The 11,201-nt window shown below is 73.4% G+C and carries 11 protein-coding genes; 2 read left to right on the top strand and 9 right to left on the bottom strand.

Features of this window, described 5'->3' with window-relative positions; translation table 11 throughout:
• Nucleotides 1-28: 28 nt before the first annotated feature.
• Entirely contained in the window at nucleotides 29-1,477 is a 1,449-nt protein-coding gene (locus ABD327_RS16630) for an MFS transporter (RefSeq protein WP_344451292.1), read from the bottom strand.
• A gap of 67 nt (nucleotides 1,478-1,544) precedes the next feature.
• A complete protein-coding gene (locus tag ABD327_RS16625; protein WP_344451291.1) occupies nucleotides 1,545-1,826 on the bottom strand; it encodes a hypothetical protein in 282 nt (93 codons plus the stop codon).
• A gap of 282 nt (nucleotides 1,827-2,108) precedes the next feature.
• Between ABD327_RS16625 and ABD327_RS16620 the strand changes: the two genes are divergently transcribed.
• Entirely contained in the window at nucleotides 2,109-2,774 is a 666-nt protein-coding gene (locus ABD327_RS16620) for a TetR/AcrR family transcriptional regulator (RefSeq protein ID WP_344451290.1), read from the top strand.
• Here the strand turns inward: ABD327_RS16620 and ABD327_RS16615 are convergent.
• Nucleotides 2,755-3,342 (bottom strand): TetR/AcrR family transcriptional regulator, encoded by a 588-nt coding sequence (locus ABD327_RS16615; RefSeq protein WP_344451289.1) that lies wholly within the window; start codon nucleotides 3,340-3,342, stop codon nucleotides 2,755-2,757. The genes ABD327_RS16620 and ABD327_RS16615 overlap by 20 nt on opposite strands.
• A 209-nt stretch (nucleotides 3,343-3,551) precedes the next feature.
• Between ABD327_RS16615 and ABD327_RS16610 the strand changes: the two genes are divergently transcribed.
• Nucleotides 3,552-4,802, top strand: a complete 1,251-nt coding sequence (locus tag ABD327_RS16610) for an amidohydrolase (RefSeq protein ID WP_344451288.1) — start codon at nucleotides 3,552-3,554, stop codon at nucleotides 4,800-4,802.
• 57 nt (nucleotides 4,803-4,859) lie between these two features.
• On the opposite strand, the gene ABD327_RS16605 is transcribed toward ABD327_RS16610, so the two are convergent.
• From ABD327_RS16605 to dpgB, 6 genes are all read right to left on the bottom strand, one after another.
• Nucleotides 4,860-5,570, bottom strand: coding sequence for a trimeric intracellular cation channel family protein (locus tag ABD327_RS16605; RefSeq protein WP_344451287.1), 711 nt, complete (start codon nucleotides 5,568-5,570; stop codon nucleotides 4,860-4,862).
• A 46-nt stretch (nucleotides 5,571-5,616) separates the two neighbouring features.
• Nucleotides 5,617-6,516, bottom strand: a complete 900-nt coding sequence (locus tag ABD327_RS16600) for a metal-dependent hydrolase (protein WP_344451286.1) — start codon at nucleotides 6,514-6,516, stop codon at nucleotides 5,617-5,619.
• Between the two features lie 138 nt (nucleotides 6,517-6,654).
• A complete protein-coding gene (gene dpgD, locus ABD327_RS16595) occupies nucleotides 6,655-7,452 on the bottom strand; it encodes an enoyl-CoA-hydratase DpgD (RefSeq protein WP_344451285.1) in 798 nt (265 codons plus the stop codon).
• Between the two features lie 22 nt (nucleotides 7,453-7,474).
• Nucleotides 7,475-9,136 carry a thiamine pyrophosphate-binding protein gene (locus ABD327_RS16590; protein ID WP_344451284.1) on the bottom strand — a complete coding sequence of 554 codons (1,662 nt, stop codon included), beginning with the start codon at nucleotides 9,134-9,136 and terminating at the stop codon, nucleotides 7,475-7,477.
• On the bottom strand, nucleotides 9,133-10,485 hold the full coding sequence (dpgC, locus tag ABD327_RS16585; protein WP_344451283.1) for a (3,5-dihydroxyphenyl)acetyl-CoA 1,2-dioxygenase DpgC: 1,353 nt from the start codon (nucleotides 10,483-10,485) through the stop codon (nucleotides 9,133-9,135). The genes ABD327_RS16590 and dpgC overlap by 4 nt, the downstream gene beginning before the upstream one ends.
• Entirely contained in the window at nucleotides 10,482-11,198 is a 717-nt protein-coding gene (gene dpgB, locus ABD327_RS16580; RefSeq protein ID WP_344451282.1) for an enoyl-CoA-hydratase DpgB, read from the bottom strand. Before dpgB ends, dpgC begins: the two co-directional genes overlap by 4 nt.
• Nucleotides 11,199-11,201: the final 3 nt, after the last annotated feature.

The following is an 11,201-nucleotide window of genomic DNA, read 5'->3' as shown; positions in this document are numbered from 1 at the left end:
GGCCGGGCGTTCGGTGGTGCGGCGGTGTTCAGCCGGTGGTGCCGGAGGCTTGCGCGGCGTCGTGTTCGAAGGTGTTGCGGATCCACAGCAGGGCCAGGACGGCCAGGAACATCGCCGGGACCAGCACGAGCATGGCCAGCGCCAGGGACTCTCCGCCGTAGCCGGTGGAGGCGATGAAGTCGGAGGTCAGGCCGATGAGCAGGGGGCCCAGAGCGCCGCCGAGGGTGACCAGGAAGGTCAGCAGGGCGAAGCCCATGCCGCGCCGGTCGGCGGGTACCACGTCGGCGGAGGCCGCGGTGAGGTTGGGGATGGCGGCGGCGAATCCGGCGCAGGCGATCGCGACGAGGGTCAGGCGCAGCCACAGGCCGGGCAGGAGCACGCCGCCGGTCAGGGTGATGGCGCCCAGGAGCAGGAACCCTGTGGCGATCTTGATGCGCCAGCCGGGGCGCACGCCGTGGTGGCGGTCGCCCATGCGGCTGCCGATGACGATGCCGATGACGATGCCGGTGCCGCCGACCCCGCCGGCCAGGCCGGAGGCGGCGTCGTAGCCCAGGTCCTCGGTGCGCTCCAGGAAGGTGGGCAGCCAGTAGAACAGGCCTGCCACCGCGAGGGACAGCAGGGCCTGGCCGATGATGATGCCCTTGAGGGTGCGCACCCGCAGCAGGACGCGGGCTTCGGCGAGGAGGGAGGCCTTGTCGACCTTGAGCGGCGCGTGACCGTCGGCGGTGGTCTCGCCGCTCGGGGTCTCCTCGGTGCGGGTGGCGGCGCGGAGTCTGTCGAGGCGGTCGCCCAGGCCGCGCAGGGGTTCCTTGACGGTCAGCACGAGTGCGGCGACCACCAGTCCGGGGATGGCGGCGATGAAGAACACCGCGCGCCAGTCGAGGGCTTCGGCGATGGCGCCGCCGAGGATGACGCCGGTGGGCAGGCCCATGTAGTAGCCGGCGCGTTCGAACCCGTAGGCCTTGCCGCGGCTGCGGGCCGGGTAGTAGTCGGCCAGCAGGCTGGAGGAGGGCGGGTTGTAGAGCTGTCCGGCCGCGCCGATGAGCACCCGGACGGCGAAGAACATCACGAACGTGGTGGCCAGGCCGCTGAGGACCGAGCAGATCGACCAGATGAGCACCACGATCGCGATCGTGGCGACCCGGGGGGCGCGGTCGGCCAGGCGTCCGGCGGGCAGCAGGAGGACGGCGGCGGCGATGCTGGCGGCCGTCGGGATGGCGCCGCCGGCGGTGTCGCTGAACCCGAAGTGGTCCTGGATGGCAGGCAGCGCACCGGAAATGAGGTTGAGTTCGATGCGGTCGACGAACGCCACCAGCGCCACCACGATCGCGGGCCACCAGCCCAGAGGGGCGGCCTTGTCGAGGTCGACCGTCCGGGCCGGACGCTTGGGGAACACGGCCATCTCCACGGTGCCGCCACCGGATGGAATGGCCTCCGTCTTCGGGGAACCCGGTGCCGTGTCGTGCGTGTCGGTCATGAAGGCCTACTCCTGTGCTGCTGTTTCTGGCGGGTTCCGCCGGTGTGGGAAAGAGTCGCTCCGCGCGTCACCGATAGGTCATGGACATGTTCTTCCGGAGGTGAGCGATCGCGCGGATCAGTTCGGCCGGGTCTAGGAAGTCGAGCAGCCGGTCGGGGTGGCCGGGGAGGAAGGCCCACCAGGCTCCGGTCGCCCGGCCGTACCAGATGCGCGCGTCCGGCCACCAGAGGCGGATCTCGGCCGCCGGGTCGATTCCGGGCGCCGGGCCGGGAGCCGCTCCGGCCCGGTCGGCGAACCGGCGAGGGCCGTCCGGGAGATTCCGTTCGAAGCTCGTCTTCCTGTCCTGCATCAGACCTCCAGCATCCGGCCGTCCGGCTTCTTCTCAGGCGGGGGGAACGGTTGTGGCGGAGTCGTGCCCGGGTTTGAAAGAATCTGGTCGCCGGTGGTCCCGAGCGGGCGCGGAGGCGTCCGCCGGGAGGGCGGGGCGGAGCATGCGGCGAAGACCCATGAGGGTTCCTTTCGTCACCACTGGCGAAACAGTGTTTCGCTATGGCGGACAGTTTCGTTCACGAAAGGGCGGGGGTCAAGACCGGATCCGTGGTGGATCCGGGTCGGCGGTTAGACTCCAGGGGTGAGCCAGCCGAACCCTCCGACCTCGGGCGTGACGCCGGGAGCGGGGGCGGGGCCCCGTCGGCGGATGACGCCGGGGCAGCGGCGGGCCCACCTCGTCGAGGTCGCGTCGCTGGTGTTCGCGCGCAAGGGGTACCGCGACACCTCCATGGGCGACATCGCCCTCGAGGCCGGGGTGAACCGCTCGATCGTCTACGACAGGTTCCCCACCAAGAGGGCGCTGTTCCTCAACGTCCTCCAGGAGCAGCACATCGCCGCGCTCATGGCGATGGGCGTGGCCGCCTCGGCGCGCACCGGGATGGAGGACAGGCTGCGGGCGGTGGTCGACGGCTACCTGGAGTTCGCCGAGCGCAACCAGGCCGGACGGCGCCTGCTCTTCGACTTCTCCGCCGAGGACGACCCGGAGATCAAGGTGGCCAGGTGGGGCATCAGCGAGAGCCGCACCCGCGTGCTCGTCCTGCTGCTCGGCGCGGAGCTGCGCGCTCTCGGGCTGGACCCGGCCTCCCCGGACGCCGCCCTGCACGTGGAGATCCTGCTGTCCGGGCTCGACGGGCTCGCCCAGTGGCGGGACCACAACGCCGGCGTCCCCCGCGGCGAGCTCGTCGAGATCGCGATGCGCGTCTTCTGGACCGGCCTCGGCCGCGAGGTCAGCCCGGAAGAGGTCTGAGCCCGGTCAGCAGCATCCGCGTCACCGCGCAGACCAGGTCGTCCACCGGAGTCTCCGGGTGCCGCTCCCACCAGCGGGTGGCCCCGTCCAGCGCGGAGACCGCCAGTTCGACGACCACCGGCCCCGCCACGGTGCCCGCGTCGATGCCCGCCTGCTCGAAGTCCGCTCCGAGCATCCGCTTGATCATCTCGACGGACGAGCTGCGCACCTCCCACCGCAGCCGCTGGACCTCCGGGTCGCCCTCCCGGCTCCGGTCGAACAGCAGCCGCCACGCCGCCGGATTGTTCACCGCGTACTCGAAGTAGGCGGACACCGCGGCCCGCATCCGCCTCTCCCCGGACCCCGCCTCCGTCACCTTCGGTTCCACGTAGGCGATGGCCGCCTCCGTCTGGCGGCTCAGCACCTCCAGGAACAGCGCCTTTTTCGAGGGGAAGTGCTCATACATACTGCTCCGGGTGATCCCGGCGGCGGCGGCGATCTCCCCCAGGGAGGCCGCCGAGTACCCCTTCGAGGAGAAGACCCGCATGGCCTCCTCCAGGATCACGCCTCTGCGCCCCGCCTTCCCCATGTCCCGACCCTATCTCCGGGCGCCCCGGCCCCCGGGACCAGGCCGATCGCCGTGAACCCGAACGGGCCCGCCCTCGGCGGCGTGCGGCGGCCCGCCGGGCAGCGCGTCGGCGGACACTCCCGTCGGATCGGGCCCGGTGGTGATCGTCTCGGCCCGCACGGAGATGATTGTTCTGATCACTCCGGGTGACATCCGAAAGAGGGGGAGCAGTGGGAGACGTATCCGGCAGCACTCGTGTTCTCGCAGGACTCGCGGGGATCAGAGCCGATCTCGAGTTCTTCTACAAGGATCTGCACGCCCATCCCGAGCTGAGCCACCGGGAGGAGCGCACCGCCGGTGAGGTGGCCGAACGTCTGAGGGCCTGGGGGTATGAGGTCCACGACGGGATCGGCGGCACGGGCGTGGCGGGGGTGATGGCCAACGGAGACGGCCCCGTCGTGCTCTTCCGCGCGGACATGGACGCGCTGCCCGTCAAGGAGAGGACGGGCCTGCCGTACGCCAGCACGGTCACCGCCGTCGACGCGGACGGCCTGGAGCAGCCGGTGATGCACGCCTGCGGCCATGACATGCACGTGACGTGCGCGCTCGGCGCCGCGCGGCTCATGGCGGAGGCGCGGGACGCCTGGAAGGGCACCTACATCGCGCTGTTCCAGCCCGCGGAGGAGACCGGGGACGGCGCCGAGACCATGGTCCGAGACGGCCTGGCCGACCGGATCCCCCGCCCCGACGTGTGTCTGGGGCAGCACGTGTTCCCCTATCCCGCCGGGACGGTGTACACCCGCGAGGGGAAGACCTTCGCCTCGGCCGACAACTACCGCGTGACCGTCCACGGGCACGGGGCCCACGGCTCCCGCCCGTCCGCGGGCATCGACCCGGTCGTCATCGCCGCGGCGATCGTGCTCCGGCTGCAGACGATCGTCTCCCGCGAGCTGGACATGCTCACCCCGGCTGTGGTCACCGTAGGCAGCCTGCACGCGGGATCCAGCCCGAACGTCATCCCCGACTCGGCGGTGATGCAGATCAACGTGCGGACCTATGACGACGACACCCGGACCCACATCCGCCGGGCGATCGAACGGATCGCCGAGGCGGAGTGCGTCGCGGCCAGAGCCCCCAGGCCCCCGGACGTCGAGCACTTCGGCGACTTCCCGCTGACCGTCAACGACGAGGCGACGACCCGGCGGGTCGCCGCGGCGTTCTCGGACTTCTTCGGCGACCGGGCCCACACGTTCGGCATGGCGACGGCCAGTGAGGACTTCAGCCACATACCCCGGGCGTTCGACGCCCCGTTCACCTACTGGGGCTTCGGCGGCGCCGACCCCGGGCTGTGGAAGTCCGCGGTCGAGAAGGGCGCGGCGATTCCGGAGAACCACAGCCCGGATTTCGCCCCCGCCGTCCAGCCCACCCTGGACACCGGTGTCCAGGCCGCCGTGGTCGCCGTCACCGCCTGGCTCGGGTGAGCCGCCGCCGGTGATGCGACCGATGGCGAACGGATGCGCTGCGGCCGCGGGGGAGGGCTATCTCGGGCCGCCGTCGTCGGGCTCGGGGCGCCGTCGGCGGCGGAGGGGCCGGTAGGCCGGGCGGGGGATCCGGCCCAGGAAGGTGCGGGGCTGCCAGTCGAGGGCGTTGGGCAGGTTCCAGCCGCGCCAGGCGGCGAGGACGCGCAGGACGGCGCCCGCGAGGATGCCCAGGACCGTGCCGGTGAGCGGGGAGCCCAGTTGCGTGCCGAGCACCTGGATCGCCGCGACCATCACGGCGACCGTGGCGTACAGGGCGTTGCCGCCCAGCACCGCCGGGATGCGCTGGACGAGCAGGTCGCGGCAGGCGCCTCCGCCGACCGCGGTGATCGTGCCGAGCAGGATCGCCGGCATCCAGCCCAGGCCCACCGCCTGGGCCTTCTGCGCCCCCACGGTCGCCCACAGGCTGAGCGCGACGGCGTCGAGCACGGTGAACACCCGGTCCCAGTCCCGCTCGGAGATCTGCAGCAGGAACGCCAGCCCCGCGCCGACCAGCGCGGTGGGGATGTAGGCGGAGTTGGTCAGCGCGACCGGAGGCCCGTTCTGCAGCAGCACGTCGCGGATCATGCCGCCCCCGAGCCCCGACACCAGGCCGATCACCACGAACCCGAACAGGTCGAGCCCGTACCGGCGCGCGACGGCTCCGCCCAGCAGGGCGTTCGCGAACACCCCGGCCAGGTCGAGTCCCGTGATGACCGTCTCGATCCGCACGGTGATCATTGTAGGGACCGGTCCGGCGGCCCCGGGCGGGCGTGCGCTACGGCTGCGCCTCGGTCTCCGCCGAGGGGGCGCGGACGATGCCGGTGTACTCGCTGACGTACGGGCCGACGTGGACGCCGAAGGAGATGCAGAGGATCACGATGAGGGCGGGGAAGACGACGCGCTTCTCGGTCTTGTCCCCGGCGCGGAACCATTTGGGTCCGTACATGGTCTGGGACCAGGGCCAGCCGAGGGGGCAGCCGCCGCGGGTGATCATGTCGCCGCAGATGTGGATGATCACTCCCACGACGATCGCGTAGGGGAGCACGGACAGGTCGACGTGGAACCACAGGAGGGCGATGGTGATGGGGATCGGGGCGAGGTCGTCCCAGACGCCCTTGATGTTCAGGGGACGGATCGCGGCGGCCAGGATCAGGACCAGGACCGCGCCGACGAGGACGAGGCCCGCGTCCTGGCCGTACTGGTAGGCCCCCGCGCCGATCGCGGCGGCGGCGAGGGCGCACGCCATGATCGAGAGGAACCCGTGCCAGGGCTTCTTGTAGGCGGCCTTGCCCCGGCCCTTGGAGAACAGGCCGATGACCAGGCCGACGACCAGCATGACGCCCGTGATGGCGCAGCCCGTCCAGAACGTCGCCTCGTCCTGGGTGTAGACGGCCGAGGCGAAGAAGACCACGGCGGCCACCAGGCCGATGCCGAGCGCGGAGTGCGTGCCGTTGCGGTGCCCGCCCGCGACCTTCCCCACGCCCCAGGCGAAACCGCGGGTGAGCGGGCCGAACGTCCGCGCGACATGGGACCCGTGGTGGTCGATGTCGGGCAGGACCGCGGCCCCGGCGCACGCCACCGCCCCGATCAGGACCTGGTGCCAGGGCAGGCCCAGCGGGATCGTGCCCGCGGTGAAGAGGGCGGCTCCGGACAGGGCATGGCTGTGGCCCATCATCAGACGGGTACTCCTTCGGGCTCAGGGGGGTGCTGCTCACCGAATTGTGGCACCGGAAGGAGGGTCTTCCGTAGACCCGGCGCGGATACGTGTCGAAGCCGGAGCCGCGCGGACGGGCCGCCGGAAGGGGACGCGCGGTCAGCGGCCCTGCCAGCGGGGCGGCCGCTTCTCCATGAAGGCCCTCGGGCCCTCCAGGGCGTCCTCGCTCCGCATGCGGCGCTCCTCCCACGAGTAGCGGGCGGTGAAGGCGTCCTCCAGGGGCAGGGCGGAGGAGGCCAGCGCCGCCTCCTTGATCGCGCGGACGGCCAGAGGCGCGCAGGCCAGCAGGTCCTCGAGCCAGCGGTCGACGGCCTTGTCCAGCGCGGCGGTGGGGACGACCTCGTTGACCAGGCCGAGCTCGAAGGCGCGGGCGGCGTCGAGGCGGCGGCCGGTGAGGAGGTGGCCGAGCGCGCTGCGGAAGGGCATCTGCCGGGTCAGCCGGAAGACGCCGCCCGCGCCCGCGACGAGCCCCAGCCGCGCCTCGGGCAGGCCGAACCGCGACTCCTCGGAGGCCACGATGATGTCGCAGGCCAGGGCCAGTTCGAACCCGCCGCCCAGGGCGTAGCCGTCCACCTTGGCGATGACCGGCTTGGACAGGGAGAAGCGCTCGGTGAGCCGGGGCCAGCCGGGCCCGCCGCGGCTGCCGAACGTCGAGGGACGGGCAAGGCCCGCCTCGGTCAGCGCGACCAGCTCCCTGAGGTCCTGGCCCACCGAGAACGCCCGGCCGCCCGTGCCGGAGAGCACTCCCGCCCACAGGTCGTCGTCGTTCTCGAAGTCGTCCCAGACCTCCGCGAGCTCCTCGTGGGTGCGCAGGTCGAGGGCGTTGAGGACCTCGGGGCGGTTGAGGGTCACACGGGCGACGCGCCCTTCTTTGACGTACAGGACTCGTGACGGCACAGGCTGCTCCTCGATCGCGGGGTCAGCGGGAAGGGGCTCCCGCCGGACGGGTCTCCGCGCCGGTGACCGGGACGTCGACCAGGAAGGGTCGGCCGCCCGCGACAGCCTTGGCGACCGCCTCGGTGACCTGCCGGGCCGAGCCCGCCCGGACGGCCTCGACGCCGAAGAACCGGGCGGCCTCCGTGAAGTCGAGCTCCGGCGGGTTCAGGTCCAGGCCGGCGCAGCGGCCGTCGCCGATCCGGCCCCGCCGGCCGACCGTCTCCTTCAACGTGCGGTACTCGCCGTTGTTCATCACCACGAAGACGACCGGCACGTCATAACGGGCGGCGCTCCACAGGCCCTGGAGCCCGAACAGCGTGCAGCCGTCGCCGAGCACCGCGACGACCGGCCGGGACGGGTCGCCGAGCCGGGCGCCGACGGCCGCGCCGATGCCGTGGCCGAGGCCCCCGCCGACCGTGTGGACGTAGGAGCGCGGCCGCCGCAGCGGCAGGAGCCGCCGGAGCAGCACCCCGCTGGTGATGGCCTCCTCCACGACGACGGCGTCGTCGGGTATCCCGGCGACCACGGCGTGCACGGCGGCGAGCGGGTCCATCGGCGCGTCGCCGTAGGCGGCCAGCGCGCGGTCCCGCAGCGCGGCCCGGCCGGCGGCGTGCTTCCTCCCGGCGGCCTCGGTGCGGGCGGGAGCGTCCCGCACCCGTCCGGCGAGCGCTCCGGCCAGCTCGGCGAGCGTCGCCCGGATTCCGCCGACCAGACCGAGCGCCACGGGGAACACCCGTCCGGGCTCGTCGGGGTCGTCGTCGAGCTGGACGACGGAGGTCCCCTCGGGGATCGGGGAGCCGGGCTCGTAGTGGTGGGCGGTGAACGCGCGGGTCCCGACGACGAACACGACGTCATGGCCGTCGAGGGCGGAGCGGATCGCGGAGTTGCGGGGCTCGAGCGTCTTCGCGTACAGCGGGTGCGTGGTGGGGAAGTCGACGCCGTCGTTCATCGGCTGGTGGAAGACGGTCGCGCCGAGCGCCTCGGCGACCGCGACCATCTCGGCGAGGGCGTCGTCGCGGCCCACCCCGTCACCCGCGACGACCGCCGGGGCGGCGGCCCCGGCCAGCAGCGCGGCGGCCTCCCTCCAGCCCGCCGCCGGAGCGGTTCCACCCCGCCTCGACCTCGGCGGCGGAGGGCCGACGTGCGTCTCCTCCTCCAGGAGGTCCATCGGAATCGACAGCAGCACCGGGCCCGCGGGCGGCCGTACCGCCAGCGCGAACGCCCGGCGCAGCAGGACCGGCAGGTCGCGGGCGTGCTGCACCTCGACGGCCTGCTTGACCGCGGCCCGCGCCAGGCCGGGCAGGTCGCCCGACAGCATGGGGTCGTGCAGGAGGTGGCGGCGGTCCTGCTGGCCCGCGGTGACGACCAGCGGGGTGCGCGAGCGGTTCGCGTTGAGCAGCCCGGCCAGGCCGTTGGCCAGGCCCGCCGCCGCGTGCAGGCTGACGAACGCCGGGCGGCGCGTGGCCCGCGCGTAGCCGTCGGCCATCGCGACGACCGACGCCTCCTGGACGCCGAGCACGTAGCCGAACTCCGGGGACCGGGCCAGCGCCTCGACGAACGGCAGCTCGGTGGTGCCCGGATTGCCGAACACCTTCGAGACGCCCTCGTCCCGCAGGACCGCGAGCATCGCGTCGACCGGCCTCATGACACGGGCCGCACGTGCCCGTCACGCGCCCGGTCCGCGCCGAACCGGCCGGTCCTGGCGATGACGTCCGGGCTGTACAGGCGCAGCGCCTGCTCGAGCGCGAACTCGGCCGCGTAGCGCCGGAAGTGCCCTACCGGCTCCTCCGCGAGGTTGATCATCCGCCGGTTCGCCGACACCGCCGGGCCTCTCAACCGCGCGACCGCCTCCCGGACGGCGGCGCCGACCATGGAGGGGTCGACGACCTCGTCGCAGATCAGCCGGGCGTCGGGCTCCCGCGCCCAGATCTTCCGCCCGCCCAGGATGACCTGACGGGCCAGGCGGCCCCCGGCGAGGGCGGTCAGCCGCAGGCCGGCCATGCCGGGCACGATGCCCTCCTGGGCGGCGGGCAGGCTGAAGTAGGCGTCGGCGGCTGCGATCACGTGGTCGGCGGCGAGCAGCAGCTGCATGCCCCCGCCGATCGCGAAGGCGTCCACGGCCGCCACCCACGGCTTGTCCACCGTCCGGTGGGGCCAGGCGTCCGGCGACCGCACGCCCCGGATCAGCTTGGCGACGCAGCCCAGTTCGCGGCGGAGCAGGAAGTCGACGTAGGAGATGCGGCCCTGGTGCAGGTCGACCAGGTTGATCCCGGCGCAGAAGACCCGGCGGCCCCGGTAGCGGGGGTGGCTCATCCTCCCGCCGCGCAGCACCCCGACCCCGACCCGCTCGTCGAGCAGGGCCAGGTCGACGGCGGTCTCCATGTCGTCGACGAGTCGGTCGTCCTCGGCGTTGAGGACGCGGTCGTTGGCCATCGTGAGGTGGGCGGCGCCGTCGATCCGCTCGACCCGGAGCGTGCCGAGCGTCAGCGCGCCGGCGCGGCGCCACTCGTCGAGCAGGCCGAGGGCGCGCGGGGTCGGGCGCAGCATGGAGTCCAGCAGGTGGCCGCCGGCGCTTTCGGAGGCGAGCACGGCGCGGAAGAACAAGGCCTGGTCGATCTCGAGGCCGTCCTTGTCGGCCTGGGCGAGCCCGCGTTCCGCCGCCATCTGCTCCCTGCCGGGGACCAGGCCGGGGAAGGCCTCCGCCGCGGCGGACACCAGCTCCGCCAGGCGCGGGTGTTCGCGCATCCCGCAGGTCAGCTCGTCGTAGACCCGTTCGGCGTGCAGCCGGAGGAACGCGTCGCGCACCCGCCGCCGCTCGGTCAGGGCCTCGACGGCCAGGTACCGCTGGTCGGGGCGGCGGTCGGGCTTGGCGGGCAGCCCGGCCAGCAGCCTGTCGGTCCGGGCGGAGTGGACGGCGAGCGCGGCGGAGTCCTCGTCCGGCGATCCGGTGAAGACCGGCGGTCGGCACTCCCGCCGGTGCGGCTCGACCTTCACGGCAGCATCCCCGGCACTCCGCCGCGGCCCCGGGCGGCCGTCCGGGACAGGGTGCGCTCGCAGGCGGCCAGGTGCATTCCCAGCGCCTCCTCGAAGCCGGTCACCGCCGCGTCGTGGACGAGCCGCCGCCGGATCGCCAGCTCGCCGGAGGCCAGCCGGCCGATCGACCCGGCCAGCAGGGCGGCGGCCTGCTCAGGGTCCTCGACGATCTCGTCGAGCAGCCCGTCGGCCAGCGCGCGCTCGGCGGGCAGAGCCGCGCCGAACAGCACCATCCGCCGGGCCACCGCGCCGCCGGACTGGGCGACGAGCCGGTGCACGGCCATCCCGGCCCAGACGCCGCCGTCGCGTACGGGGAACTCGAACCGGACGCCGGGGGCGCCGATCCGGTGGTCGCAGGTGAGGAGCACCTCCAGCGCGGGCCCGCCGCACAGGCCCGACGCGATCGCGATCCTCGCCGCCGGGGCCCGTTCGAGCCGGCGCAGCGCCTTCTCCCACCTGCTCACCAGGTCGATGCCGACGGGCCCCGGCCAGAGCCGCGAGGACTCCGTCCCGCTCAGGCGGACCACGGCGGCGGTGCCGTCCGGCGCGTCCTCCACGAGGTCGCAGAACGCGTGGACCTCCGCGACCAGCGCGGCCGACAGCGGCCGGTCGCCGTCCACGTCCAGCGCGGCGCAGGGAGAGAGGGGAAGCGGTGCGAGGTCTGCCGAAGACATGGC

The sequence above is a fragment of the Actinocorallia aurantiaca genome (assembly GCF_039533685.1).
Classification (GTDB): domain Bacteria; phylum Actinomycetota; class Actinomycetes; order Streptosporangiales; family Streptosporangiaceae; genus Actinocorallia; species Actinocorallia aurantiaca.
Note: the sequence above shows the minus strand (reverse complement) of the source record. Positions and strands in the feature narration are given on the sequence as shown.